Source organism: Pseudomonas argentinensis (assembly GCF_001839655.2).
Lineage (GTDB): Bacteria > Pseudomonadota > Gammaproteobacteria > Pseudomonadales > Pseudomonadaceae > Aquipseudomonas > Aquipseudomonas argentinensis_B.
Genome location: NZ_CP056087.1, coordinates 2343664 through 2368748, shown reverse-complemented (window position 1 = coordinate 2368748; position 25085 = coordinate 2343664). Strand labels below are relative to the sequence as shown.

Annotated in this window: 24 protein-coding genes and 1 pseudogene; 6 read left to right on the top strand and 19 right to left on the bottom strand. The window is 64.2% G+C overall.

Going from position 1 to position 25085, the window contains the following annotated elements; genetic code table 11:
• The first annotated feature begins 485 nt into the window (after positions 1-485).
• Positions 486-3691: pseudogene (gene rne, locus SA190iCDA_RS10600) on the top strand (ribonuclease E).
• A 144-nt stretch (positions 3692-3835) separates the two neighbouring features.
• Complete coding sequence (locus tag SA190iCDA_RS10595) at positions 3836-5041, top strand: ISL3 family transposase (protein ID WP_329610183.1); 1206 nt, start codon at positions 3836-3838, stop codon at positions 5039-5041.
• Positions 5042-5153: 112 nt separating this feature from the next.
• Here the strand turns inward: SA190iCDA_RS10595 and murB are convergent, their stop codons facing one another.
• The 11 genes from murB to SA190iCDA_RS10540 form a co-directional block, all read right to left on the bottom strand.
• Complete coding sequence (murB, locus tag SA190iCDA_RS10590) at positions 5154-6173, bottom strand: UDP-N-acetylmuramate dehydrogenase (protein WP_070886891.1); 1020 nt, start codon at positions 6171-6173, stop codon at positions 5154-5156.
• A complete protein-coding gene (locus SA190iCDA_RS10585; RefSeq protein WP_070886890.1) occupies positions 6170-6634 on the bottom strand; it encodes a low molecular weight protein-tyrosine-phosphatase in 465 nt (154 codons plus the stop codon). The genes murB and SA190iCDA_RS10585 overlap by 4 nt, the downstream gene beginning before the upstream one ends.
• On the bottom strand, positions 6634-7398 hold the full coding sequence (gene kdsB, locus SA190iCDA_RS10580) for a 3-deoxy-manno-octulosonate cytidylyltransferase (RefSeq protein WP_070886889.1): 765 nt from the start codon (positions 7396-7398) through the stop codon (positions 6634-6636). The genes SA190iCDA_RS10585 and kdsB overlap by 1 nt, the downstream gene beginning before the upstream one ends.
• A 1-nt stretch (position 7399) precedes the next feature.
• The gene (locus SA190iCDA_RS10575) at positions 7400-7585 is read right to left on the bottom strand and encodes a Trm112 family protein (RefSeq protein WP_013791977.1); all 186 of its coding nucleotides are present in this window, start codon (positions 7583-7585) and stop codon (positions 7400-7402) included.
• A 40-nt stretch (positions 7586-7625) separates the two neighbouring features.
• Positions 7626-8633, bottom strand: a complete 1008-nt coding sequence (lpxK, locus tag SA190iCDA_RS10570) for a tetraacyldisaccharide 4'-kinase (protein ID WP_070886888.1) — start codon at positions 8631-8633, stop codon at positions 7626-7628.
• Positions 8633-9061 carry an ExbD/TolR family protein gene (locus tag SA190iCDA_RS10565; RefSeq protein WP_070886887.1) on the bottom strand — a complete coding sequence of 143 codons (429 nt, stop codon included), beginning with the start codon at positions 9059-9061 and terminating at the stop codon, positions 8633-8635. The genes lpxK and SA190iCDA_RS10565 overlap by 1 nt, the downstream gene beginning before the upstream one ends.
• Positions 9058-9714: a MotA/TolQ/ExbB proton channel family protein gene (locus SA190iCDA_RS10560; protein ID WP_070886886.1), complete on the bottom strand. Its 657-nt coding sequence runs from the start codon at positions 9712-9714 to the stop codon at positions 9058-9060. Before SA190iCDA_RS10560 ends, SA190iCDA_RS10565 begins: the two co-directional genes overlap by 4 nt.
• 72 nt (positions 9715-9786) lie before the next feature.
• Entirely contained in the window at positions 9787-12033 is a 2247-nt protein-coding gene (locus SA190iCDA_RS10555; protein ID WP_083329841.1) for a DNA internalization-related competence protein ComEC/Rec2, read from the bottom strand.
• Positions 12034-12132: 99 nt separating this feature from the next.
• Positions 12133-13377, bottom strand: coding sequence for a lipoprotein-releasing ABC transporter permease subunit (locus SA190iCDA_RS10550; RefSeq protein ID WP_070886885.1), 1245 nt, complete (start codon positions 13375-13377; stop codon positions 12133-12135).
• A complete protein-coding gene (gene lolD, locus SA190iCDA_RS10545; protein ID WP_070886884.1) occupies positions 13377-14081 on the bottom strand; it encodes a lipoprotein-releasing ABC transporter ATP-binding protein LolD in 705 nt (234 codons plus the stop codon). The genes SA190iCDA_RS10550 and lolD overlap by 1 nt, the downstream gene beginning before the upstream one ends.
• A complete protein-coding gene (locus SA190iCDA_RS10540; protein ID WP_070886883.1) occupies positions 14074-15324 on the bottom strand; it encodes a lipoprotein-releasing ABC transporter permease subunit in 1251 nt (416 codons plus the stop codon). Before SA190iCDA_RS10540 ends, lolD begins: the two co-directional genes overlap by 8 nt.
• A 95-nt stretch (positions 15325-15419) precedes the next feature.
• Between SA190iCDA_RS10540 and SA190iCDA_RS10535 the strand changes: the two genes are divergently transcribed.
• From SA190iCDA_RS10535 to SA190iCDA_RS10520, 4 genes are all read left to right on the top strand, one after another.
• Positions 15420-15992: a PilZ domain-containing protein gene (locus tag SA190iCDA_RS10535; protein ID WP_070886882.1), complete on the top strand. Its 573-nt coding sequence runs from the start codon at positions 15420-15422 to the stop codon at positions 15990-15992.
• Positions 15989-16285: a phosphodiesterase gene (locus SA190iCDA_RS10530; protein WP_070886881.1), complete on the top strand. Its 297-nt coding sequence runs from the start codon at positions 15989-15991 to the stop codon at positions 16283-16285. Before SA190iCDA_RS10535 ends, SA190iCDA_RS10530 begins: the two co-directional genes overlap by 4 nt.
• 9 nt (positions 16286-16294) lie before the next feature.
• Positions 16295-17014 (top strand): glycerophosphodiester phosphodiesterase, encoded by a 720-nt coding sequence (locus SA190iCDA_RS10525; protein WP_070886880.1) that lies wholly within the window; start codon positions 16295-16297, stop codon positions 17012-17014.
• 114 nt (positions 17015-17128) lie between these two features.
• Positions 17129-17647, top strand: a complete 519-nt coding sequence (locus SA190iCDA_RS10520) for an AAA family ATPase (RefSeq protein ID WP_070886879.1) — start codon at positions 17129-17131, stop codon at positions 17645-17647.
• A 146-nt stretch (positions 17648-17793) separates the two neighbouring features.
• Here SA190iCDA_RS10520 and sthA read toward each other — a convergent pair whose 3' ends face one another.
• The 8 genes from sthA to SA190iCDA_RS10480 all read right to left on the bottom strand — a co-directional run bounded on the left by sthA (position 17794) and on the right by SA190iCDA_RS10480 (position 25082).
• Positions 17794-19188, bottom strand: a complete 1395-nt coding sequence (gene sthA / locus SA190iCDA_RS10515) for a Si-specific NAD(P)(+) transhydrogenase (RefSeq protein WP_070886878.1) — start codon at positions 19186-19188, stop codon at positions 17794-17796.
• A gap of 125 nt (positions 19189-19313) precedes the next feature.
• Entirely contained in the window at positions 19314-19547 is a 234-nt protein-coding gene (nqrM, locus tag SA190iCDA_RS10510) for a (Na+)-NQR maturation NqrM (RefSeq protein WP_070886877.1), read from the bottom strand.
• Positions 19544-20467, bottom strand: coding sequence for an FAD:protein FMN transferase (locus SA190iCDA_RS10505; RefSeq protein WP_070886876.1), 924 nt, complete (start codon positions 20465-20467; stop codon positions 19544-19546). The genes nqrM and SA190iCDA_RS10505 overlap by 4 nt, the downstream gene beginning before the upstream one ends.
• A gap of 105 nt (positions 20468-20572) precedes the next feature.
• Entirely contained in the window at positions 20573-21796 is a 1224-nt protein-coding gene (nqrF, locus tag SA190iCDA_RS10500; protein WP_070886875.1) for an NADH:ubiquinone reductase (Na(+)-transporting) subunit F, read from the bottom strand.
• A gap of 15 nt (positions 21797-21811) precedes the next feature.
• A complete protein-coding gene (gene nqrE, locus SA190iCDA_RS10495) occupies positions 21812-22420 on the bottom strand; it encodes an NADH:ubiquinone reductase (Na(+)-transporting) subunit E (RefSeq protein ID WP_070886874.1) in 609 nt (202 codons plus the stop codon).
• A complete protein-coding gene (locus SA190iCDA_RS10490; RefSeq protein ID WP_070886873.1) occupies positions 22420-23088 on the bottom strand; it encodes an NADH:ubiquinone reductase (Na(+)-transporting) subunit D in 669 nt (222 codons plus the stop codon). Before SA190iCDA_RS10490 ends, nqrE begins: the two co-directional genes overlap by 1 nt.
• Before the next feature lies 1 nt (position 23089).
• The gene (locus tag SA190iCDA_RS10485) at positions 23090-23878 is read right to left on the bottom strand and encodes a Na(+)-translocating NADH-quinone reductase subunit C (RefSeq protein ID WP_070886872.1); all 789 of its coding nucleotides are present in this window, start codon (positions 23876-23878) and stop codon (positions 23090-23092) included.
• On the bottom strand, positions 23871-25082 hold the full coding sequence (locus SA190iCDA_RS10480) for an NADH:ubiquinone reductase (Na(+)-transporting) subunit B (protein ID WP_070886871.1): 1212 nt from the start codon (positions 25080-25082) through the stop codon (positions 23871-23873). The genes SA190iCDA_RS10485 and SA190iCDA_RS10480 overlap by 8 nt, the downstream gene beginning before the upstream one ends.
• Positions 25083-25085 lie beyond the last annotated feature (3 nt).

Below are 25085 nucleotides of genomic sequence, written 5' to 3'. Positions count from 1 at the left end.
GCGGATTTTCGTGAGCGGCACCCGATTTTCAGCGATACGTGTAGGGTGGAGATGCACAACGGTCGGCCTGCGTAGCAAAGAGCTTTATCTAAAGACGCTTCATATCGTCCGCTACCGACCCTTGATTCCTCCTCCTGACTGAGAACCTGTTTAGGGTCTCGCGAGCTAGCGCCACGCAAGACGCTACGTTAGTAACAGCCCCCAGTACGGGGCGGCCGAGGAAACGACCTTTACCCGCGTGGTAAACGGGCCTTCCAGACCGGTTTCAACGCAGCAAGGCCGATGCTTAGCCGATCACAAGCGAGTTCTGAGGGCTTTCTGTCACATACAGCAAGCAGGAGACGTCCGTCGCGGCCCAGCAAAACTGGCTGCTGCCGCTAGACAATGAAACGATTTACGCCCGTTTCTGACGCACCTGACACCGACCCTGAGCGTCGTGTGTGCCTAACGCGGCTTCCGGCAGCACCGGAAACCACTGGTACCACATGAAAAGAATGCTGATTAACGCAACTCAACCCGAAGAGTTGCGTGTTGCGCTGGTAGATGGCCAGCGCCTGTACGATCTGGACATCGAGTCCGGCGCCCGCGTACAGAAGAAATCCAATATCTACAAAGGTCGCATTACCCGCGTAGAACCCAGCCTCGAAGCGGCATTCGTCGACTTCGGCTCCGAGCGTCACGGCTTCCTCCCCTCAAAGAAATCTCCCGCGAATACTTCAGCAAGGCCCCCGAAGGCCGCGTCAACATCAAGGACGTGCTCAAGGAAGGCCAGGAAGTCATCGTTCAGGTCGAGAAAGAAGAGCGTGGCAACAAGGGCGCAGCCCTGACCACCTTCATCAGCCTCGCCGGTCGCTACCTGGTGCTGATGCCCAACAACCCGCGTGCCGGTGGCATCAGCCGCCGCATCGAAGGTGAAGAGCGCAACGAACTGCGCGAGGCGCTGAACGGCCTCGACATCCCGGGCGACATGGGCCTGATCGTGCGCACCGCCGGCCTGGGCCGCAGCAGCGAAGAAATGCAGTGGGACCTCGACTACCTGCTGCAACTGTGGAGCGCCATCAAGGAAGCTTCCCAGGACCGCCCTGCCCCGTTCCTGATCTACCAGGAAAGCAACGTCATCATCCGCGCCATCCGCGACTACCTGCGCCAGGACATCGGCGAAGTGCTGGTCGACAGCGTCGAAGCCCAGGAAGAAGCCCTGACCTTCATCCGCCAGGTGATGCCGCAGTACGCCAGCAAGATCAAGCTGTACGAAGACAGCGTGCCGCTGTTCAACCGCTTCCAGATCGAAAGCCAGATCGAAACCGCTTTCCAGCGTGAAGTGAAGCTGCCGTCCGGTGGCTCCATCTACATCGACCCGACCGAAGCCCTGGTGTCCATCGACATCAACTCGGCGCGCGCCACCAAAGGCAGCGACATCGAAGAGACCGCCCTGCAGACCAACCTGGAAGCGGCCGAAGAGATCGCCCGCCAGCTGCGCCTGCGTGACATCGGCGGCCTGATCGTCATCGACTTCATCGACATGACGCCGGCCAAGAACCAGCGCGCCGTCGAAGAGAAGGTCCGCGAAGCCCTGGAAGCCGACCGTGCCCGCGTCCAGATCGGTCGTATCTCGCGCTTCGGCCTCTTGGAAATGTCCCGTCAGCGCCTGCGCCCGTCCCTGGGCGAAAGCAGCGGCATCGTCTGCCCGCGCTGCAACGGCCAAGGCATCATCCGTGACGTCGAGTCGCTGTCCCTGGCCATCCTGCGTCTGATCGAAGAAGAAGCCCTGAAGGACCGTACCGCCGAAGTACGCGCCCAGGTGCCGATCCCGGTCGCTGCCTTCCTGCTCAACGAGAAACGCAACTCGATCACCAAGATCGAACTGCGCACCCGCGCGCGCATCGTCATCCTGCCGAACGATCACCTGGAAACCCCGCACTTCGAAGTGCAGCGTATCCGTGACGACAGCCCGGAAGCCCAGAGCGCCCAGACCAGCTACGAAATGGCCACGGTCGAAGTCGAGGAAGAGAAACCGGCAGCCGCCACCCGCACCCTGGTTCGCCAGGAAGCCGCCATCAAGGCCGCTCCGCCGCGCACCGCGCCGGCACCGGTCAGCGAAGCCGCGCCAGCCGCTCCGGTTGCCGCTGCCGCCCCTGCCGGCGGCCTGTTCAAAGGCCTGGTGAAGTCCCTGGTGGGTCTGTTCGCCGGCGCCGAAGAGCAGAAGCCGACCGTGGTCGAGAAGAAGCCGGGCGAGCGTCAGCCGCGCGGTGACGAGCGTCGCAACGGTCGCCAGCAGAACCGTAACCGTGGCAACCGCCGCGACGACGATCGCAAGCCACGCGAGGAACGCGCACCGCGCGAGGATCGTGCCGCCCGTGAGGAGCGCGCACCCCGTGAAGAACGCGCACCTCGTGAAGAGCGTCAACCGCGCGCCCCGCGTGAAGACCGCCAGGCCCGTGAGAACGTGGAAGTACGCGAGCCTCAGGAAGTGCGCCAGTCCCGTCCGCCCCGCGAACCCCGTGAGGGCCAGGAAAACCGTCGCGAGCGTCGTCCGCGCGAAGAGCGCCAGCCACGGGAACTGCGTGCCCCGCTGGACGCCGAGCCGCAGAACGAAAACACCGCCGTTGCCGGCGAAGAAGCCCGCGCCGAGCGCCCGCAACGCGAACCGCGTCAGCCACGCCAGCCCCGTGAGGAGCGTCAACCGCGCGCCGAACAGGCCAAGGCCGACAGCGCTGAAGAAGAAGTGCTGAACAGCGAAGAGCAGCAGGACGACGATCAGGACGGTAACGAAGGTGGTGACCGCCCACGTCGCCGCTCCCGTGGTCAGCGTCGCCGCAGCAACCGTCGCGAACGTCAGCGCGATGCCGATGGCAATCCGATCGAAGGCAGCGAAGAGAATGCCGAGCAGCCGGTCGCCGGCGCCAGCATCGCCGCAGCCGCCACCGTGGCTGCCGTGATCGCGGAAACCGAGCAACCGGCCGAGCAGGACGCCACCGGCGAAAGCCAGGCGGCCGCCCCTGTCGAGGCCGCTCAGGCACCTGCTGCAGTCGAAGCCGAGCAACCGGCTCCGGCCGAGGAAGCCGCTCCGGCAGCAGTAGTCGCCGAGCGCGCCGACCTGGTGGTCGAAGCACTGCCGGAAGTCGAGCAGCCGCGCGAGCAGGCGCCGGTTTTCGAAGCCGTTGCCGAGCAGCAGCCAGCTGTCGTCGCCGAACCGGTGAGCGAGCCCGCCGTCGTCGAAGCAACCGCTGTCGAGAAACCGCTCGTCGAAGCGCCGCTGGCCGAAACCACCGTCGTCACCGAGCCAGTAGCCGAAGCCGAAGCTCCAGCCGCACCGGTCGTGGAAGCCGCACCGGTCGTCGAGCAAGCGCCTGCCGAGCAGCCTGCGCCAGCAGCCGTGGCCAGCAGCAATGGCCGTGCACCGAACGACCCTCGTGAAGTGCGCCGCCGCAAGCGTGAAGAGGAGCGCCTGGCTCGCGAAGCCGAGGAAGCAGCCAAGGCTGCCGCCGCGGCACCTGCCGTGGTCGAAGCCGCTCCGGTCGCTGAAGTCGACCCGGTCGTTGAAACGGCTCCGGTCGTCGAAAGCGAAGCCCTGGTCGATGCCCAGCCAGCCAGCGAGCCGGTCGAGCAAGCCGAACAGGTCGACGTTATCGTCACGCCGGTCGACGAAAGCGCCCAGCGCGATCAGGATGCGCCCAAGCCGCAAGCCTGATAGCTGACGCGTAAACAGAAAAGGGATGCCTCGGCATCCCTTTTTTATGGTTCTTCACGGAATCCCGGGAAACACAGAAACAAGAACGCCGATTTGATTGATGATGTTCGTGCGAGCAAACACATCTACCAAACCGGCGTTCTTATGCGCGATATTAATACTTTCCTTCCTTTTTGGGAGGGCTTTTCTGTCGTCACGATCAAGCCTGATGGCGACGCGCTTCAGATCGAACTGATTCCCCACGCCACCCGATTCCCTTCCTGTGGCGGCTGCCAAAAGCCCTGTTCAACCACTCATGAGTATTGCGAACGAACCATTCGCGATCTGCCGATTCTCGGCCGTGCGGTGCGCCTCAGCGTGTTGCTCAGGCGGGTGGGCTGTCGTGACTGCGGCAAGCGCATGGAGGCTGTCAGTTGGCTGGACCGCTATGCCCGCATGACGCGCCGCTTAGCCGAGGCAGTCATTCAAGCCTGCGAGCGCCTTCCCACGCTACACGTGGCTCAGATGTTCGGGCTGCATTGGGACACCGTTCGGTTGCTGGAGCGTCGAGCCTTGCAAGCGGCGTTGAGCGTTTTGCCAAAGGCGCAACCGCGACGCCTAGTGATGGACGAGTTCGCCCTTTTCAAAGGTCATCGTTACGCCAGTGTGGTGCTGGATGCGGATACCCGGCGAGTGCTGTGGATCGGTGAAGGCCGCAGCCGAGCGGCAGTCAGGCCTTTCTTCGAAGAACTGGGGCCAGAGGGTTGTGCTCGAATCGAAGCGGTGGCGATGGACATGAACACCGCTTTTGACCTGGAGGTTCGTCAGCACTGTCTCAACGCGAGAGTGGTCTACGACCTCTTCCATGTGGTGGCCAAATATGGCCGAGAGGTGATTGATCGGGTCCGCGTCGACGAGGCTAACCGGTTGCGCCACGACAAGCCTGCCCGCAAGGTCATCAAGCAGGCGCGATGGCTATTGCTGCGCAATCCGCAGAACTTGAAAGCGCCGGAACAACAGGTCCGTCTGGAGGACCTGCTGGCCGCCAACCAAGCGTTGATGACGGTCTATTTGATGAAGGCTGAACTCAAAACACTCTGGACGCCGAGTACTGCCTGGGCCTGGCGATCGGCCTGGAAGCAATGGCTGCGCCATGCCCAGGAAAGCGAACTACCGGCTCTGATCCAGTTCGCCAAACGACTAAAGACTTACTGGCGGGGCATCATCAGCCGGGTTCGCTGGCCGATGCACACCGGTCAGTTGGAAGGAATAAACAATCGAATAAAGGTGATCAAGCGGATGGCGTACGGTTACCGGGATAGCGAATTCTTTTTCATGAAGATCAAGAGCGTCTTTCCCGGCAATCCGTGATGAACCTTTTTTATTGCCTGCGATTCGGGGAAAAAGGGCCGTCCCGGCCCTGGGGGCAATGGAAATGTGGCAGGAGGACCGCGAGCCCCGCCAAGGCGGCGAGGCCGCGCAATCAGAGCACGTTCGGCTCGATCTCCAGGCTGACGCCAAAGCGCTCGGCGATATCCGCCTGGATGCGCCGTGCCAGGCCGAGCAGTTGCTGCCCGCTGGCGTTGCCATGGTTGACCAGCACCAGCGCCTGCAGCCGGTGCACGCCGGCATCGCCGTCGCGGTAGCCCTTCCAGCCGGCCTTTTCGATCAGCCAGCCAGCTGCCAGCTTCGCCTGGCCGTCGGCCTGGGGATAGGCCACCAGGTCGACATGCTCGGCCTGCAGACGCTGCGCCAGTTCGGCTGGCACCAGGGGATTCTTGAAGAAGCTGCCGGCGTTGCCGAGCACGGCAGGGTCCGGCAGTTTCTCGCGGCGGATGGCGCAGATGGCGCGGCTGACATCCAGGGCAGTTGGCGCCTCGATGCCCTGCTCCGCCAGGCGCTGGCGCACCGGGCCGTAATCGAGATGCAGCGGCGCGTGGCGGCTCAGAGCGAAGCGCACGCGCAGGATGATCCAGCGCCCGCTTTCACGCTTGAACAAGCTGTCGCGATAGGCGAAGGCGCACGCCTGCAGGTCGAACTCGTGAACCTCGCCGCTCTGTCGATCCAGGGCCGTCAGACCGAGGAAACAGTCCTTGAGCTCGACACCGTAGGCGCCGATGTTCTGCACCGGCGAGGCGCCGACGGTACCGGGGATCAGGCTGAGGTTTTCCAGCCCGACCAGGTCCTGGCCCAGCGTCCACAGCACGAAGTCGTGCCAGGGCTCGCCAGCTTCGGCTTCGATCTGCACGCGCTGACCATCGTCGGCGAGCACGCGGATGCCGCGGCCGACCATGCGCAATACCAGCGCCTCGACATCGGCGGTCAACAGCAGGTTGCTGCCACCGCCAAGCACCAGCAGCGGCACCTGACGCTCGCGCGCCGCGTCGAGCGCCTGGCGCACCTGATGCTCGTCGCCGGCCTCGGCCCAGTAGCGCGCGGCCACGTTCACGCCAAAGCTGTTGTAGGCCTTGAGCGATACGCCCGACTGCACCACCAGGCTCATAGCCGCCCCTTGAGTTCGACCAGCAGGGCATCGCTGGCCTGCTCGAGCAGATCCAGCACGTGCTCGAAACCTTCGCTGCCACCGTAATAGGGATCCGGCACCTCGTCCTCGGCCAGGCCGAAACGGCGCAGGTACAGATCCAGCTCGCCCCGTGCCTGGGCCGGGCGCAGGCGCTGCAGGTCGCGCAGGTTGGCGCCGTCCATGGCCAGGATCAGGTCGCAACGGGCGAAGTCGTCGACCGAGACCTGGCGGCCGCGCAGGCTGGACAGGTCGTAGCCACGACGGCTGGCTGCCTGCTGGGTACGCGAATCCGGCACCTTGCCGACGTGCCAGTCGCCAGTGCCGGCGGAATCGACTTCGATGCGCTCGGCCAGGCCGGCCCGCTGCAGACGCTGGCGCAACACCGCCTCGGCGGTGGGCGAACGGCAGATGTTGCCCAGGCAGACGAACAGCACGCGCATCAGGCGCCCAGCAACCGGCGCACGCGTTCCAGATCTTCCCTGGTATCGACGCCCGCGGGCGGCGCTTCCAGCGCATCGGCGACATGGATACGCACGCCATGCCAGAGCGCGCGCAGCTGCTCCAGGCATTCGGTGTTTTCCAGCCAGCACGGGCCCCAGGCGACGAAGTCCTGCAGAAAACCGGCGCGGTAGGCATAGATACCGATATGCCGGCGGTAAGGCACGTCCGCCGGCAAGGCGTCGCGGTCGGCGGCGAAGGCATCCCGCGCCCAGGGCAGCGGTGCCCGGCTGAAGGTCAGCGCCAGGCCGTTGAGGTCGCTGGCGACCTTGACCACGTTGGGGTTGAACAGCGTGGCGACATCCTCGATGGGCTCGGCCAGGGTGGCGATGCCCGCCTGGGGATTGCCGCCCAGGTTGGCTGCCACCTGGTCGATGATCGACGGCGGTACCAGCGGCTCGTCACCCTGCACGTTGACCACGATGGCATCGGCTGCCAGGCCCAGCGCCGTGGCCACTTCGGCCAGGCGATCGGTGCCGGAGTTGTGATCGGCCCGGGTCAGCAGCACCCTGGCGCCGAAACCCTGGCAGGCCTCGACGATACGGGCATCGTCGGTGGCCACCACCACCTGGGTCGCACTGCTCTTGCAGGCCTGCTCCCACACGTGCTGGACCATCGGCTTGCCGGCAATGTCCTGCAGCGGCTTGCCGGGCAGGCGGGTGGACGCATAGCGCGCCGGAATCACCACGGTAAAGGCGTTACTCATGTTACTTGTCCAGGCGCTCGTCATCGTTGAGGGTGCGGGCTTCGCTTTCCAGCATCACCGGAATGCCATCGCGGATCGGATAGGCCACACCGGCGCCCTTGCTGATCAGTTCGGTCTTGTCCTGGCTGAGCTTGAGCGGGCCCTTGGTGATCGGGCAGGCCAGGATATCGAGCAGTTTCGGGTCCATGGGAAATCCTTGAGAACAAAGAGGAAGTAGGCGCGCAGGCTTAGTGCCGTTCGGAGAGCAGACGTTCCAGCCGGGCGTCGAACCAGGCGCGGAAGGCAGCAGACGGCTGGGCATCGACGGCCAGGTACCACCAGTCGTCGGTCGCAAAGGCCCGGCACTTCACCGCGTCCTTCTCGGTCATCAGCAGCGGCAGCGCCGGCGAGAAATTCAGCAGCTCGGCGCTGTACGCAGCATGGTCGGCGAAGGCATGCGCGACAGGCCGCCAGTGTAGCGCCTCGAGGGTTTTGAAGAAACGCTGCGGGTTGCCGATGCCGGCCACGGCATGCATGGCCTGGCCCGGGGGGAAATGATCGAGCGGACGGCGCTCGCCGCTGCGCAGGTTGATCAGGGCGCTGGGCACCAGGGTGAAGCCGTAACCACCGGACGGGTCCTGCGCCGCGCCGTTATAGAGGCAGGCATCCACGCTCTGCAGCCGCTCGGCCGGCTCGCGCAGCGGCCCGGCAGGCAGACAGCGGGCATTGCCGAGGCCGCGGGCGGCATCGATCAGCACCAGCTCCACATCACGGGCCAGGCGGTAATGCTGCAGGCCGTCATCGCTGAGCAGCAGATCCAGCGGTTCTTCGGCCAGCAAGGCGCGAGCGGCACGGCTGCGATCCGGGTCGATCATCAGCGGCACGCCGCTGCGCTGCACGATCAGCAGCGGCTCGTCGCCTGACTGCTCGGCGCTGTGTCCGGCACGGACCCGCCAGGGCAGGCTCGGCGGCTTGGCGCCATAACCGCGACTGATGACCCCGACGCGCAGGCCACGGGCCTGGCACTGCTCGACCAGCCAGAGAATCAAGGGAGTCTTGCCGGTGCCGCCCACGGTGATGTTACCCACCACGATCAACGGCACGGGGGCACGGTAGATCTCGCCCTCGCCCGCCAGGAAGCGCGCGCGCTTGCCCTCTACCACACCGCGGTACAGGGCCTCCAGCGGGCGCAGCAGCGCCAACGCCGGATGCCCCTCGTACCAGGCCTTGACCAGACGGTCGGCGAAGCTCGCCATCAGGGCGCTGCCTGGGTCTCGACCGTGGTGATGCGCAGGTGCGCGAAGCCCAGCTTGCCGGCGGCGTCCATGGCGGTGATCACCGACTGGTGGCTGGTCTTGGCGTCGGCGCTGATGGTCAGCGGCAGGCTGTTGTCGCCACCGGACTCCTTCTGCAGCGCCGCCATCAGGTTGTCCAGGTCGTTCTTGATCAGGGCCTGGCCATTGAGCGAGAAACTGCCATCGGCAGAGATCACCACTTCCAGCTGCTTGAGTTCGCTCTGCTCCGGCGGCGTGCCACTGGCCGCCTCGGGCAGGTCGACCTGCATGCGGGTTTCCCGGGTGAAGGTGGTGGTCACCACGAAAAACAGCAGCAGGATGAACACCACGTCGATCAGCGAGGCGAGATTGATCTCGACCTGCTCGCGCTGTCTACGTCTGAACTTCACGCCTTCTTGCTCCCCTTGGCAGGCTTGGGCTCGTCGGCCAGGTCGACGTCACGCTCGCCCTGGACCATTTCCACCAGCTTGATCGCCTCCTGCTCCATGCCGATCACTAGCTCGTCGACGCGGCGCTGCAGGAAACGGTGGAAGAACAGCGCCGGAATGGCCACGGCCAGGCCCGATGCGGTGGTGATCAGCGCCTTGGAGATGCCGCCAGCGAGCAGCGCCGGGTTGGCGGTGCTGCCGCCCACGAAGGAGCCGAAGATATCGATCATGGCGATCACCGTACCCAGCAGGCCAAGCAACGGCGTGATGCCGGCGATGGTGCCCAGGGCATTGAGGTAGCGCTCCATCTCGTGAACCACGCGGGCGGCGGCCTCCTCGATACACTCCTTCATGATTTCGCGACCGTGCTTGGAGTTGGCCAGGCCAGCGGCGAGGATTTCGCCCAGCGGCGAGTCGGCGCGCAGCTCCTTGAGCTTCTGGTTGTTGAGTTGCTTGTCCTTGATCCAGCGCCATACCTGCCCCAGCAGCTGCGGCGGCGTGACGCGGCTGACGCGCAGGGTCCATAGGCGCTCGGCAATGATGCCCAGAGCGGCGATTGAACACAGAATGATCGGCAGCATCACCCAGCCGCCAGCTTTAACCAGTTCCCACACGGTGGCAGATCCCCTTCGCAAAAGTGGCGCAACTCTAGCACAGGGAAGCGGCTTAACTGACGGCTGCGGTTCTCATTTTTCCCGCCAGAAACGCGGTATTTCGCGCAGCGCCTGCGGCTCGCCGAAGCTACCGAGGTCGATACGCAGCGCGCCGGTCTCGACGCTGTCATAGGCACGGGCATCGAAGGCCGCGTAACGAGAGACGATGCTCGGATGGGGATGGCCATAGGCATTGTGCTTGCCCCGCGAATACAGCACCGCCTGGGGCTGCACCGCCTTGAGCAAGGCCCAGGACGACGAACTGCGGCTGCCATGGTGCGGCGCCACCAGCCAGCGGGCCTGCAGATCATGACCGCTGTCGATCAGCGCGCGCTCGGCCCGTGCGTCGATATCCCCGGTCAGCAGGATGCGCTCGCCAGCCGCCTCGATCATCAACACGCAGGAAGACGAGTTGCTGTTCGTCGCCTCAGCCCAGCGCCAGGTGCCGAACTTTACCCCATCCCACGACCAGTTTTCTTCCGCGCACGCCTCTGCATCGAGCCCAACGGGTAGCGCGGGCGCCTCGCCACTGACCACGCGCTTCACCGGCATGCCCCGCGCGACCGCCTCGGCACCACCGGAATGATCGTTGTCCGAATGGCTGATCAGCAGCATGTCCAAGGCGCGCACATCCAGCGCCCGCAACGAGGGCAGCACCACCCGCTCGCCCAGGTCGAAATCGCCAAAGCTCGGGCCGGCGTCATACAGCAGCGCATGCTGGCGGGTCAGCACCAACATCGACAGGCCCTGGCCGACATCCAGCATCCACACTTCTGCGCGTTGCTCAGCCGGCCGCTCTACCGGCGTGAACAATAAAGGCAGCAGCAGGATCAGGCCCAAGCTGCGCAACGGCACACCGCCCGGCAACAAGATGAACAGCGTGCCCAGCGCCACCAGTAGCCAGCCCCACAACGGCAGCTTGCTGGGCAACCAGGCCGGCAGCCAGGCGGCCATCAAGCCGAGCAGGCGGAACAGCCACTCCAGGGAGAAGCCGGCCAGCCACAGCAGCCCTTCGCCGAGCCAGGGCACCGGCAGCAGCAAGGTGCCGAGCAGCGCCAGCGGCACCACGGCGAAACCGACCCAGGGCACGGCGATCAGGTTAGCCAGGGGGCTGCTGGCGCTGATCGGCAGGCCCAGGGCCAGCAGCATCGGCAGCAGGCCCAGGGTCATCGCCCACTGCGCACGGCCCAGGGTTCGCCACCAGGCCCAGACGCCCAGGCGCGCAGCGAAGATCAGAATCAACAGCCCTACCGCACCGAACGACAGCCAGAAGCCCGGCTGCAACACCGCCAGGGGTTCCAGGAGCAGCACCGCGACCAGTGCCATCAGCAAGGGCAAGGTGATGCCCAGATGGCGAAAGCGCCAGCGCCACAGCAGCACCAGGCCGATCATCGCGCAGGCCCGCTGCACCGGCACCTCGAAGCCGGCCAACAGGCTGTAGCCCAGCGCCGAGGCGAAGCCCAGCAGGCAGGCTACCGGCAGCCAGGGCAGTGCGCGTGGCCACCAGCCCAGCCGGGCCAGCCAGAACACCAGGCCGTAGGATATCCCCGCCACCAAGGTCACGTGCTGCCCGGAAATCACCAGCAGGTGCACCGTGCCGGTGTCCTGCAGCACTCGCCAGTCGGCTACCGACAGGCCCGAGCTGTCGCCCAGCACCAGGGCGGCCAGCCCACCGGCGCGGCCGTGGGGATCCTTGGCGAGCATGTGCTGACGCACGCCATCGCGCCACGCCGCGCCGCCGCCCGCTTCGCTCAGGCGCTGGCCGGACTTGATGGTGCCCACGCCGCCTATGCGCTGGGCCAGCAGCCAGGCTTCGTAATCGAAGGATTGCGGGTTGACCAGGCCGTGGGGCCGCTTGAGGTTCACCGCCAGGCGCCAGACCTCACCAGCGCGAATCGCTGGCCCGTCGTACCAGGACAGACGCAGCAGCTGCGGCAGCTCGGCACGGCGCGACTGTGGCTCGGCCAGATGAAAGCGCACCACGCCGTCACGGACATCCGGCAGGTCCACCACCCTGCCCTCCAGCCACAGCGTGCGGCCGTCCAGTTCGGGATCCAGGCGATCATCCAGCGCCCCTTGGGCCGACAGGCAGGCCCAGCTGAATCCGAGCAGCAACAGGCCGATCCGGTAACCGCGAAACGGCAGGAGGATCAGCCCGAGCAGCGCGCACGCCAGCAGCAGGGAGACCGGTGGCAGCTGGGGTATGAAGCGCAGCAACAGAAGGCCGGCGGCCAGTGCCAACAATGCGCTGCGCAAGTCGCCGGTTTGCGTCCCGTCCATGGGCGTCCCGCTGTGGAAATCAAAAGGGCAGAAACGAGAAGGCCGCCATGTTCATGGCGGCCTTCTGAGCCTAGCAGGCGGACGACGACGCGGCGGCCGTCATTCGTAACGCAATGCCTCGGCCGGCTGGGTACGCGACGCGCGCCAGGACGGATACAGGGTGGCAAGGAAGCTCAGGGTCAGCGCGGCGCTGCAGATCAGCACCACGTCGGCGACCTGCAGTTCCGACGGCAGGGTGCTGATGAAGTACACGTCGGAGCTGAACACGTGCTGGCCGCTGACGCGCTCCAGCCAGCCTACCAGCTCGCTGACGTTGAGGGCCGCCAGCACCCCGAGCACCCCACCGATCAGGGTGCCGATCACCCCGATCACCGTGCCCTGGACCATGAAGATGCCCATGATCTGCCGCGGCGTGGCGCCCAGGGTGCGCAGGATGGCGATATCGGCGCCCTTGTCGGCGACCACCATGATCAGCGTGGCGATGATGTTGAAAGCGGCCACCGCGACGATCAGCAGCAGCAGCAGACCGATCATGGTCTTCTCCATCTTCATGGCGCTGAACAGGCTGCCCTGGGTCTGCGTCCAGTCGCTGGCGTGGTAGCCCTCGCCCAGCTGCGTGGCAATCGCCGCCGCCACCTGGGGCGACTGGTACAGGTCCTTGAGCTTGAGGCGAATGCTCTGCACCGACCCCGGCTCCAGGCGCTGGATCTGCGCGGCATCGGTGACGTTGATCAGTGCCAGGGAGCTATCCAGGTCGGCGCCGACCTTGAAGATGCCGACCACGTTGAGGCGCTGCATGCGCGGCGTGATGCCGCCGGGCACCGAGCTGACTTCCGGCACGATCAGGGCCAGGCGATCACCGATCTGCAGCTGGAAGCGCCGTGCGGTGATCTCGCCGATGATCACCCCGTACTCGCCTTCGCGCAGGTCGCTCAGGCGGCCCTGCACCATGTGGTCACCGATGATCGACACCTTCGGTTCCAGCGCCGGGTCGATGCCATGCAGCTGGATCGGCTGCATCACGCCGCGGTACGACAGCATGCCTTCCAGCTCGGCGAACGGCACCGCGGCCTCGACCTGCGGATTCTCCAGCGCCACCTTGGCCGGCGCCTGCCAGTCGGCCAGGGCCGGCGCCCCGGCGATGGTCGCGTGGGGCACCATGCCGAGGATGCGCGAGCTCATTTCCCGGTGGAAGCCGTTCATCACCGACAGCACCACGATCATCGCCAGCACCCCCAGGGACAGGCCGATCATCGAGGTCAGGGAAATGAACGAGATGAAGTGATTACGCCGCTTGGCGCGGGTGTAACGCAGGCCGATGAAGACACTCAGCGGGCGAAACATCAGGCGCGCACCAGCTTGCCGTCTTCCAGGCTCAGCACCCGGTCCATCTGCCGCGCCAGCTGCAGGTCATGGGTGACGATCAGAAACGCCGTCTGCGACTGGCTGCTGAGCTCACGCATCAATTCCTGGATGCCCTGGGCGGTGTGGTTGTCGAGGTTGCCAGTGGGCTCGTCGAGCAGCACCAGGCCGGGACGGTTGACCAGTGCCCGGGCAATCGCCACACGCTGCCGCTCGCCACCGGATAATTCGGCCGGTTTATGACTCAGGCGATGGCCGAGGCCGACGCGCTCGAGCAGCTCGCTGGCGCGCTGGCGTGCCTCACCGATCGGCGTCTTGCCGATCAGCAGCGGCATGCAGGCGTTTTCCAGGGCGGTGAACTCGGCCAGCAGGTGGTGAAACTGGTAGACGAAACCCAGCGCGCGGTTGCGCAGCAGGCCGCGCTGCTTCTCGTTGAGCGCCGACAGTTCCTCGCCGGCCAGCCAGACGCTGCCACTGCTCGGCGTATCCAGCCCGCCGAGCATGTTCAACAACGTGCTCTTGCCCGAACCGGAACTGCCGACGATGGCCACGCGTTCGCCGGGAAACAACTCCAATTGCAGATCGTCGAGCACCACCACCGATTGCGGGCCTTCTTCGTAGCGCTTGCTCAGGTTGCGGCAGCTGAGCACGGCATTCGCCTGCGCCTGCACGACCGGATCACTCATAACGTAATGCCTCCGCGGGCTGGGTGCGCGCCGCGCGCCAGGCCGGATAAAGAGTAGCGAGGAAACTCAGGATCAATGCCGCGCCGCACACCTGCACCACGTCGGCGAGCATCAGCTGCGACGGCAGGTAGTCGATGAAATACACGTCGGCATTGAGAAACTTGAAGCCCAGCAGGCGCTCGACGCCGGCGATGATGGCGCTGATGTTCAGCGCGGCGAGAATGCCCAGCACCGCACCGATGAGGGTGCCGATCACGCCGATCACCGTGCCCTGCACCATGAAGGTGGCCATGATCTGCATCGGCGTGGCGCCCAGGGTGCGCAGGATGGCGATATCGCCCTTCTTGTCGGTGACCACCATCACCAGGGTGGAAATGATGTTGAACGCGGCGACGGCGACGATCAGCAGCAGCAGCAGGCCGATCATGGCCTTTTCCATGCGGATGGCCTGGTAGAGATTGCCGTGGGTGCGGGTCCAGTCCCGGGCCAGGTAATCCTCCTGGCCGAAGCTCTGGGCCAGCTGCCAGGCGGTGCGCGGCGCCTGGAACAGATCGGCGAACTTGAGGCGGATGCCCTGCACTTGGTCAGGCTTGTGACGCTGCAGGCGGGCCAGATCCTGAACATGGGTCATGGCCATGAAACCGTCGATTTCACCGGCGCCGACATGAAAGATGCCGACCACGGTAAAACGCTTCAGGCGCGGAAACACGCCACCCGGGGTGACGGTGACTTCCGGCGCCACGAAAGTGATCTTGTCGCCCAGGCCGACACCGAGCTTGTCGGCGGCCTTGTCGCCGATGACGATACCGAAGCTGCCAGGCTGCAGATCCTCGAGACGGCCCTCGCGGAAGAAGTCGCCGATGATCGACACCTTGGGCTCCTCGACCGGGTCCACGGCGTTGATCAGTACCTTCTGCACCTTGCCGTCATTGGTCAAGAGGCCCTGCATCTGGCTGAACGGCGCCACTGCCAGCACCTGGGGATTCTTCAGCGCGCGGTCGGCCAGGCGTTGCCAGTCGGTGATCGGCGTGGCGCTCTCGATGGTCGCGTGGGGCACCATGCCCAGCACCCGGGTGCGCATTTCATGGTCGAAGCCGTTCATCACCGACAGCACCAGGATCATCACCAGCACACCAAGTGCCAGCCCGATCATCGAAGTCAGGGAAATGAACGAAACGAAGTGGTTGCGACGCTTGGCCCGCGCGTAGCGCGTACCGAGAAAAACGGACAGGGGTCTGAACATGTGGGGCGCTTGTTCGAGGGAAAGAGAAACGTCCTTGTGGCGGGGCCTGGCGAGCGGCCTTACACTCTGACCACCACTGCTGCCATGGGTTCGCCATGTCGACTCAAGACGAAAACGATCGCCGCGAATATTACCGTATCGAGGACAGGATCGCACTGGATTTCACCCCCCTGGCCGGTGCCGACGCCCTGGCCAGTGACGAGCTTCACGACGCCTCACCGCTGTTCAACCTGCTCAGCGAACTGCATGTGATGGATTTCGAATCCCAGCACCTGCTGCGCAATATCAGCGAGCGCGACCGCACCCTGGCGGGCTACCTCAAGGTGGTCAACAAACGCATCGACCTGCTCGGCCAGGCCATGGCCCAGAGCCTGCTGCGCGATATCGGGCCGCCCAAGCGGGTGACGCTGTCCGAGGGCGGCATCAGTTTTCTCAACGCCCAACCGGTAACGGTCGACAGCCACCTGGCCATGCAGATGGTCTTGATGCCCCAGGCACTCGGCCTGCTGCTGCGCGCCAGGGTGCTGCATTGCTCCGAGCGTGACGGCCAGTTCGAGATCGGCGCCGAGTTCGAAGCGCTGACTGACGCACAACGCCAGTTGCTCGCCCGGCATATCCTGCAGCGTCAGGCGCAGGAGCGCCGCCAGGCCCGCGAGGAACTCACGTGACCCCTTCCCGACTGCTGCTTTCGCTGACCCTGTTGCTGCCACTGGCTGCCCAGGCCGACACCCTGACGATTCCCATCGGCCAGCAAGGCGCTGACCTTACCGAGGTGCCGCAAAAGGGCCAGTCCAAGCGCTCGGTGCTGGAACGCTTCGGCCTCGCCGATGAAGAACACCCCGCGGTCGGCAAGCCGCCGATCACCCGCTGGGACTACCGCGAATTCAGCGTCTATTTCGAATACGACCATGTGATCAACAGCGTGCGCCACCTGCAACCGCGCACCACCGCCACCGAGTAAGGAGCAACCGTGACCCTGATCTACGGCCATCGCGGCGCCAAGGGCGAAGCCCCGGAAAACACCCTGGTCAGCTTTCAGCAGTGCCTGGAGCACGGCGTGCGCCGCTGCGAACTGGATCTGCACCTGTCGCGCGACGGCGAGCTGATGGTCATCCACGATCCGACGCTCAAGCGCACCACCGGCCACCGCGGCAAAGTGGTGGAGCACGACGCCGCCGAGCTGGTGCGTTATGACGCCCGTCGCGGCGGCCCGGGGTGGCGGCACCCCTGCCCTATCCCACGGCTGAGCGAATTGTTCGAGCAATGCGACTTCGAGCACTGGCAGCTCGAGGTCAAGAGTGCCTCCAGGGTGCGCGCCGCGCGCACCGTGGAGGCCATCGCCCTGCTCAGTCGCCGTTTCGGGCTGGACGACAGGATCACCATCACCTCCAGCTCCCGGGAAGTGCTGAGTGCCGCCCAGCGCCTGACACCCCATCTGGGCCGCGGCCTGGTCGCCGAGTACGCCTGGCTGGATCCGATCAAGGTGGCGCGTAACTACGGCTGCGACCTGCTGGCCCTGAACTGGACGCTGTGCACCCCGGAACGCCTGCTCAAGGCCCAGAAAGCCGGCCTGCACGTGTCGGTGTGGACGGTCAACGAACCCGCCCTGATGCGCCGCCTCGCCGACTTCGGCGCCGACAGCATCATCACCGACTTTCCCGGTATCGCTGTCAGCACGCTGCGCGGTTGAGCGCAGTAGCACGGCGCCCCTTATGTGGGAACGGGCCATGCCCGTGATTTCGCGCGCATGGCGCGCTCCCACTGCCCGCTCCAGGGGAGAGGCACTAGCACAGAAGGATCGAACATGCTGATTGTCTTCAGCGGCCTGCCCGGCACCGGCAAGACCACCCTCGCCAAAGCCCTGGCCACCCACCTCGAAGCCACTTACCTGCGCATCGACAGTATCGAACAGGCACTGCGTAACAGCGGTGCGCTCAGGCAGGACGTCGGCAACAGCGGCTACCAGGTGGCCAACGCCATCGCGCTGGACAACCTCAAGATGGGACGCCGAGTGATCACCGACTGCGTCAACCCGGTCGCGGAAAGCCGCCAGGCCTGGGCTGACACCGCCGCCCAGGCAGGGTGCACCCTGCTGAATGTGCAGGTCATCTGTTCCGACCCGGACCAGCATCGCCAGCGCGTGGAATCGAGAATCAGTGATGTGCCGGGGCTGGTGGCGCCCAATTGGCAATCGGTCATGGCCCACGAGTATGAGCCCTGGACGCAGGCGCCATTGACTCTCGATAGCGCGCACCTGCCCGTGCACGCAGCACTGGCATTGCTCGTCGAGCACCTAGCCGCCTATCCGCAAACCCGCGCCTGAAAACCCCAAAGGCCCGCCCATAAAAAAACCGATCCCCGAGGGATCGGTTTCCTGGCCTGCTCAGACGCTCTCGCGGTTTGGCCAGCGCCAGTCGCGGGAGTCGGCGAACGGATCCCCGACCGGCTCAGGCCGCCGGCCGGAGCCGCTCAAAAAAGCCGGTTGAGGCCGTCGAACGCCGCCACCCGGTAGGCTTCGGCCATGGTCGGATAGTTGAAGGTGGTGTTGACGAAGTACTTGAGGGTATTCGCCTCGCCCTTCTGGTTCATGATCGCCTGGCCGATGTGCACGATCTCCGACGCCTGATAACCGAAGCAGTGCACGCCAAGCACTTCCAGGGTTTCGCGATGGAAGAGGATTTTCAGCATGCCCACCGGCTCATGGGAAATCTGCGCCCGGGCCATGCTCTTGAAGAACGCCTTGCCGACTTCGTAAGGGATCTTGGCCTTGGTCAGCTCGTGCTCGTTCTTGCCGATCGAGCTGATCTCGGGAATGGTGTAGATGCCGGTGGGGATGTCGTCAACGATCCGCCAGCTGCCATTGTCGACGATGCTGCCGGCCGCCGAGCGCCCCTGGTCGGCCGCGGCACTGGCCAGGCTCGGCCAGCCGATCACGTCGCCGGCAGCATAGATGTTCGAGACTTCGGTGCGGTAATGCTCGTCGACGTGCACCTGGCCACGGCTGTTGACGCTGATGCCGATGTTCTCCAGGCCCAGCTTGTCGGTATTGCCGGTACGGCCGTTACACCACAGCAGCGCATCGGCCTTGATCTTCTTGCCGGATTTCAGGTGCAGGATTACGCCGTTGTCCAGACCCTCGATGCGCTCGTACTCCTCGTTGTGACGAATCAGCACGTTGTTGGTACGCAGGTGATAGCTCAGGGCATCGGAGATTTCCGAATCGAGGAAGCTCAGCAGCTGATCGCGGTTGTCGATCAGGTCGACCAGCACGCCAAGGCCACTGAAGATCGACGCGTACTCGCTGCCGATCACGCCGGCGCCATAGATGATCAGGCGGCGCGGAGTATGGCTCAAGGTCAGGATGGTGTCGCTGTCGTAGACCCGCGGGTGGTTGAAGTCGATATCCGCCGGACGGTACGGGCGTGAACCGGTGGCGATGATCACCTGCTTGGCCGACAGGGTTTCCACCACGCCGTTGGGGCAGACCACTTCGATGGTCTGCTCGTCGGCGAAGCTGCCGGTGCCGAAGAACACGTCGATGCGGTTGCGCGCGTAGTAGCCGGTGCGCGAGGTGACCTGCTTGGCGATCACCCGTTCGGCGCTTTTCAGCACGTCAGGGAAGGAGAACCAGCGCGGCTCGCCGATCTGGCGGAACATGGGGTTGGTGTTGAACTGCATGATCTGCCGCACCGAGTGGCGCAGCGCTTTGGAAGGGATGGTACCCAGGTGGGTGCAGTTGCCGCCCACTTCGCGGCGGTCGTCGACCACCGCCACCTTGCGACCGGCCTTGGCCGCGTTCATCGCCGCCCCTTCACCTGCAGGGCCGGAGCCCAGTACCACGACATCGTAGTTGTAGACCGCCATGTTCACTCCTCAGATCACGCCGCAACGCTTACCTCGCGTTATCGGCAGAACCAGGCCGCGAGGCGGCCTGGCACACAACATCCTGCAAAGGCGCCTAGGGTAACGCTCCAGGCGCCGGTTGGCGATCAGCGCTTGCTCGGGTCGAAGCGCTGCACGCCGGCGTCGCTGCCCTCTTGCGGATCGCGGCTGACTTCCTCGCACTTCTGGCGGTCCCCGCCACAGATCGAGCATTCCTTCTCGATCCCCAGGTTGGCAATGCCGCCACAGGAACCGGCGATGGGCTTGCGGCCGGCCATCACGCCGACGGCCATCATGGCCACTACCAGCGCCATGACCATGAACACGATCAAGAATGTCATTGCTCTTCTCCCGCAGCGAATAGCTGCTCGAATTGGGGCGTACTTTCTGTGACGAAACCCTCGCCGTCGCGGGTCACGAAAAATGCCGCAATCTGATGCCGCTCGGCGAACAGCTTTCCTGCTTCAGGACCGAGCACCATCAATAGGGTGGACAAGCCATCGGCACGAAGGGTCGATGGATCTGCCACGGTGACCGCCGCCAGCTTGTGATTGACCGGCCGCCCGCTACTCGGATCCAGAGTATGGGAATAGCGCTGACCGTTTTCTTCGAAGTAGTTGCGGTAATCACCAGAGGTGGAGATACCGTAACCGTCGAGCTGCAGAATCCGCTGGGCCACGCGCTGATCGTCCCGCGGCTCTTCCAGGCCGATGCGCCAGTGACTGCCGTCGGGCTTGAGCCCTGCTGCCTTGAGCTCCCCGGTGGCTTCCACCAGGTAGCTGCGCACGCCGAGTTCGCTCAGTCGGGCGATGATCCTGTCGACCGCATAGCCCGCGGCAATGCTGTTGAAGTCGACTTCAACGTCGACGTCCTTGCACAGGCGCTGGCCGTCGATGCGCAAATGCCCCTGCCCCACACGCTGGCGCACTTGTGCCAGTTGTGCGTCGCTGGGCACCGCCTCGCCCTTGCCCTTGGGCCCGAAGCCCCAGAGGTCGAGCAGCGGTTCCAGGGTCAGGTCGAAGGCGCCGCCACTTTCCTCGTGCAGGCGATTGCCCGCGGTGATCAACTCCAGCACGCCGTGCGGCATGTCCTGGCAGCTGCCCGCCGGGGCGCGGTTGAAGATCTCGATCGCCGAGTCGGCCCGGTACGTCGACATCTGCTCGTCGACCTCGGCGAGAATCGCCTCGGTCGCCGCTTGCAGTTCGGCCTTGGGGGCTACCCCTTCGGCCTGGACGTATTTCACCGAATAGGTGCTGCCCATGGTCGGGCCGCCAAAGCTTTCGATCCTGTCTGAATGCAAGCAGCCCGTTAGGGCTGCCGCCAAGGCGACAGCAATAACGGGCTGTAGTACCGCTAACCTCATGTTTTAACCGCCGAAGTCGTCGAGCAGGATGTTTTCGGACTCCACACCCAGGTCGGTGAGCATCTTGATCACGGCGGCGTTCATCATGGGCGGGCCACACATGTAGAATTCGCAGTCTTCCGGCGCCGGGTGATCCTTGAGGTAGTTCTCGTAGAGCACGTTGTGGATGAAACCGGTAAGACCGGTCCAGTTGTCTTCCGGCTGCGGATCGGACAGTGCCAGGTGCCATTCGAAGTTCGGGTTCTCCGCCTGCAACTGATCGTATTCTTCGTTGTAGAAGGATTCGCGCATGGAGCGCGCGCCATACCAGAAGCTGATCTTGCGGGTCGACTTCAGGCGCTTGAGCTGGTCGAAGATATGCGAGCGCATCGGCGCCATACCGGCACCACCGCCGATGAAGATCATCTCGGCGTCGGTATCCTTGGCGAAGAACTCACCGAAGGGTCCGTACACGGTGATCTTGTCGCCGGGTTTGAGGCTGAACACATAGGACGACATCTGGCCGGGCGGCAGATGGTCCTTGCCCGGTGGTGGCGAGGCGATGCGGATGTTGAACTTGACCAGACCGCGCTCCTCCGGATAGTTGGCCATGGAATAGGCACGGATCACGGTCTCGTCGACCTTGGACACGTACTTCCACTGGTTGAATTTGTCCCAGTCGCCGCGATATTCCTCCTGGATGTCGAAGTCCTTGTAGTGCACTTCGTGGGGCGGACATTCCAACTGCACGTAGCCACCGGCACGGAAGTCGACGTTCTCGCCTTCCGGCAGACGCAGCGTGAGTTCCTTGATGAAGGTCGCCACGTTGGGGTTGGACTCGACGGTGCACTCCCACTTCTTGACGCCGAACACCTCTTCCGGCACTTCGATCTTCATGTCCTGCTTCACCGAAGCCTGGCAGGACAGGCGCCAGCCCTCACGGGCCTCGCGCTTGGTGAAGTGCGATTCCTCGGTGGACAGCATCTCGCCGCCGCCCTCTTCGATGATGCACTTGCACTGCGCGCAGGTGCCACCGCCGCCGCAGGCGGACGAGAGGAAGATGTTATTGGCCGCCAGCGTCTGCAGTAGCTTGCCGCCCGCCGGAACCGTGATGGTCTTCTCGCCGTTGATTTCGATGTTCACGTCACCGCTGGATACCAGCTTGGCGCGTGCCGCCATGATGATCAGCACCAACGCCAGCACGATGCCGGTGAACATGCCGATCGCGATAAATACTTCGTAATTCATCCCTTCATCCCACCCTTAAAGCTGCACGCCGGAGAAGGACATGAAGCCCAGCGACATCAGACCGATGGTGATAAATGTGATGCCCAGCCCTTGCAGGCCCGCCGGCACGTCACTGTACTTGAGCTTTTCGCGAATACCGGCCAGCGCGGCGATGGCCAGCGCCCAGGAGACCCCGGCGCCGACACCGTAGACCGTGCTCTCGGCCAGGTTGTAGTCGCGTTCGACCATGAACAGCGAGCCACCCATGATGGCGCAGTTGACGGTGATCAGCGGCAGGAACACGCCCAGCGCGTTGTAGAGCGCGGGTACGTACTTGTCCAGGGTCATTTCCAGAATCTGCACGATGGCCGCGATCACCCCGATGAAGGTCAACAGGCCCAGGAAGCTCAGGTCCACATCCGGCAGGCCGGCCCAGGCCAGCGCGCCGTCCTTGAGCAGGTTGGCGTAGATCAGGTTGTTGACCGGCATGGTGATACCGAGCACCACGACTACGGCCACGCCCAGACCGATGGCGGTTTCCACCTTCTTGGAGATGGCGATGAAGGTACACATGCCCAGGAAGAACGCCAGGGCCATGTTCTCGACAAACACCGCCCGCACGAACAGGCTGATGTAATGTTCCATCAGTAGGCCTCCTTGTTGGAAACCTGGGGCGCCATCTTGAAGTCTTTCTTCTCGATCTGGTCGGTCTTCCACACCCGGATGCCCCAGATGAACAGGCCGATCAGGAAGAAGGCCGAAGGCGGCAGCAGCAGCATGCCGTTGGGCTGGTACCAGCCGCCGTCATTGACCACCGGGATGATGGTGTAGCCCATCAGTTTGCCGGCGCCGAACAACTCGCGGATGATGCCCAGGGCAATCAGCATGGCGCTGTAGCCCAGGCCGTTACCGATGCCGTCGAAGAACGACAGGACCGGCGGGTTCTGCATGGCGAAGGCCTCGGCGCGGCCCATCACGATACAGTTGGTGATGATCAGGCCGACGAATACCGACAGCTGCTTGGACAGGCTGAAGGCGAAGGCCTTGAGCAACTGGTCGACCAGGATCACCAGCGAGGCGATGATCACCATCTGCACGATCATGCGGATCGACGCCGGGATCTGGCTGCGGATCATGGAAATGAACAGGTTGGAGAACCCGGTCACCATGGTCAGCGCCACCGACATCACCAGGGCGGTCTTGAGGTTGGAGGTTACCGCCAGCGCGGAGCAGATGCCGAGAATCTGCAGGCCGATCGGGTTGTTGTTGAAAATCGGGTTGAGCAATACGTCTTTGATAGATGGCTGTGCCATATCAAGCCTCCCCTGCGCGCAGGTTAGCGATAAACGGACCAAGACCGTTCTGACCGAGCCAGAACTTGAGCAGATGATCAACGCCGTTACCGGTGAGTGTGGCGCCCGCCAGGCCATCGACCTGGTGAATGGCGTCCGGGCTCTGCGGGTTCACGCCGCCCTTGACGACCTGCACCTTGAGCTGGCCGTCCTCGTCGAAGATTTTCTTGCCGGGCCACTGGCCGGTCCACTTCGGATTGTCGACTTCACCGCCCAGGCCGGGGGTTTCGGCGTGCTGATAGAAGCCCATGCCGACCACAGTATTGAGATCGCCCTTGAGCGCGATGAAGCCGTGCAGGGTCGACCACAGGCCGTAACCGCGTACGGGCAGGATCACGGTGTCAAGCTGGCCGTCCTTTTCCACCACATATACGGTGGTGTAGTTCTCCAGGCGACGAATCGAGGCAATGTCCTCGCTAGCCGACAGCGGACGCGACAATTCGGGATCCTTGGCAGCCGCCAGGGGCTCGAAGGTCACCGGGTCGAACTTGTCGGAGAACTTGCCGGTTTGCAGATCGACCAGCCGCGCCTGGATGGTGTCCTCGAACATGGCGCGAACCGCAGAACCCGGCATGTTCGGATTACCCAGCCCGGCAATCGCCAGGATACTGCGCTGCTTGTCCAGCAGGCGGTTTTCCAGCTGGGTGGGCTTGAGCGCCACCGCGGCGCCGGCTACGAACACCGAGCAAACCAGACAGACCAGCAACGCCACGAGCAGTGTGCGGGCGGTGGATTCTTTTTGACTAGACATTGCGTGCCAGCCTCCGCTTGATATTGGCCTGTACGACGAAATGGTCGATCAGCGGTGCGAACAGATTGGCAAACAGGATCGCCAGCATCATGCCCTCGGGGAACGCCGGGTTGACGACACGAATCAATACCACCATCACGCCGATGAGAATGCCGAAGATCCATTTGCCGGTATTGGTCATCGATGCCGAAACTGGATCGGTAGCCATGAAGATCATGCCGAAGGCGAAGCCGCCAACCACCAGATGCCAGTACCACGGCATGGCGAACATCGGGTTGCTTTCCGAGCCAATGGTGTTGAACAGTGTGCTCAGGCCGATCATGCCGATCATCACGCCGCTGACAATACGCCAGGAAGCGATCTTGGTGAGCAGCAGTACCGCACCGCCGATCAGGATGGCCAGGGTGCTGGTCTCGCCGATCGAGCCATGCATGGTGCCGATGAAGGCATCCATCCAGGTCACGCCGTTGTTGATGACGTTATCGATACCACCGGAGGACGCCAGGCTCAACGAGGTCGCGCCCGCGAAGCCGTCGACCGCCGTCCACACCCCGTCACCGGACATCTGCGCCGGGTAGGCGAAGAACAGGAAGGCACGGCCGGTCAGCGCCGGATTGAGGAAGTTCTTGCCGGTACCGCCGAACACTTCCTTGCCGATCACCACGCCGAAGCTGATGCCCAGGGCCACCTGCCACAGCGGAATGCTGGGCGGCAGAATCAGAGCGAACAGCACCGAGGTGACGAAGAAGCCTTCGTTGACCTCATGACGACGGATGGAGGCGAACAGCACCTCCCAGAAGCCGCCAACGATGAAGGTCACCGCATACACGGGCAGGAAATAGGCTGCCCCCTGGATAAAGTTGTCCCACAGGCTGTTGGGATCGAAGCCCGCCAGCGAGCCGATCAGCCCGAAGCGCCAGCCGTCCTGCGCCGCCAACAGCTCGGGGTTCTGGGCGAAGATCAGGTTGGCCTGGTAACCGGTATTCCACATGCCGAAGAACATGGCCGGAAAGGTACAGGCCCAGACGGTGATCATCATGCGCTTGAGATCGAGGCCATCGCGCACATGAGCGGTGGTCTTGGTCACGCTACCGGGACGGTAGAAAAAGGTGTCGGCCGCCTCGTAGAGGGCGTACCACTTCTCGTACTTGCCGCCCTTTTCGAAGTTATGCTCGATCTTGTCGAGAAATGCACGGATACCCACGGA

Bases quoted from the DNA above. Each gene is read 5' to 3' on its own strand.
- sthA (WP_070886878.1), bottom strand. From the start codon at position 19,188: ATGGCGGTCTACAACTACGATGTCGTGGTACTGGGCTCCGGCCCTGCA.
- SA190iCDA_RS10585 (WP_070886890.1), bottom strand. From the start codon at position 6,634: ATGCGCGTGCTGTTCGTCTGCCTGGGCAACATCTGCCGTTCGCCCACC.
- kdsB (WP_070886889.1), bottom strand. From the start codon at position 7,398: ATGAGTAACGCCTTTACCGTGGTGATTCCGGCGCGCTATGCGTCCACC.
- murB (WP_070886891.1), bottom strand. From the start codon at position 6,173: ATGAGCCTGGTGGTGCAGTCGGGCGTATCGCTCAAGGCCTACAACAGC.
- SA190iCDA_RS10555 (WP_083329841.1), bottom strand. From the start codon at position 12,033: ATGGACGGGACGCAAACCGGCGACTTGCGCAGCGCATTGTTGGCACTG.
- nqrM (WP_070886877.1), bottom strand. From the start codon at position 19,547: ATGACATTCTTGATCGTGTTCATGGTCATGGCGCTGGTAGTGGCCATG.
- lolD (WP_070886884.1), bottom strand. From the start codon at position 14,081: ATGAGTGATCCGGTCGTGCAGGCGCAGGCGAATGCCGTGCTCAGCTGC.
- SA190iCDA_RS10520 (WP_070886879.1), top strand. From the start codon at position 17,129: ATGCTGATTGTCTTCAGCGGCCTGCCCGGCACCGGCAAGACCACCCTC.
- SA190iCDA_RS10485 (WP_070886872.1), bottom strand. From the start codon at position 23,878: ATGTCTAGTCAAAAAGAATCCACCGCCCGCACACTGCTCGTGGCGTTG.
- SA190iCDA_RS10505 (WP_070886876.1), bottom strand. From the start codon at position 20,467: ATGGGCAGCACCTATTCGGTGAAATACGTCCAGGCCGAAGGGGTAGCC.
- nqrE (WP_070886874.1), bottom strand. From the start codon at position 22,420: ATGGAACATTACATCAGCCTGTTCGTGCGGGCGGTGTTTGTCGAGAAC.
- lpxK (WP_070886888.1), bottom strand. From the start codon at position 8,633: ATGGCGAGCTTCGCCGACCGTCTGGTCAAGGCCTGGTACGAGGGGCAT.
- SA190iCDA_RS10490 (WP_070886873.1), bottom strand. From the start codon at position 23,088: ATGGCACAGCCATCTATCAAAGACGTATTGCTCAACCCGATTTTCAAC.
- SA190iCDA_RS10535 (WP_070886882.1), top strand. From the start codon at position 15,420: ATGTCGACTCAAGACGAAAACGATCGCCGCGAATATTACCGTATCGAG.
- SA190iCDA_RS10550 (WP_070886885.1), bottom strand. From the start codon at position 13,377: ATGTTTCGCCCGCTGAGTGTCTTCATCGGCCTGCGTTACACCCGCGCC.
- SA190iCDA_RS10540 (WP_070886883.1), bottom strand. From the start codon at position 15,324: ATGTTCAGACCCCTGTCCGTTTTTCTCGGTACGCGCTACGCGCGGGCC.
- SA190iCDA_RS10595 (WP_329610183.1), top strand. From the start codon at position 3,836: ATGCGCGATATTAATACTTTCCTTCCTTTTTGGGAGGGCTTTTCTGTC.
- SA190iCDA_RS10575 (WP_013791977.1), bottom strand. From the start codon at position 7,585: ATGGACCCGAAACTGCTCGATATCCTGGCCTGCCCGATCACCAAGGGC.
- nqrF (WP_070886875.1), bottom strand. From the start codon at position 21,796: ATGAATTACGAAGTATTTATCGCGATCGGCATGTTCACCGGCATCGTG.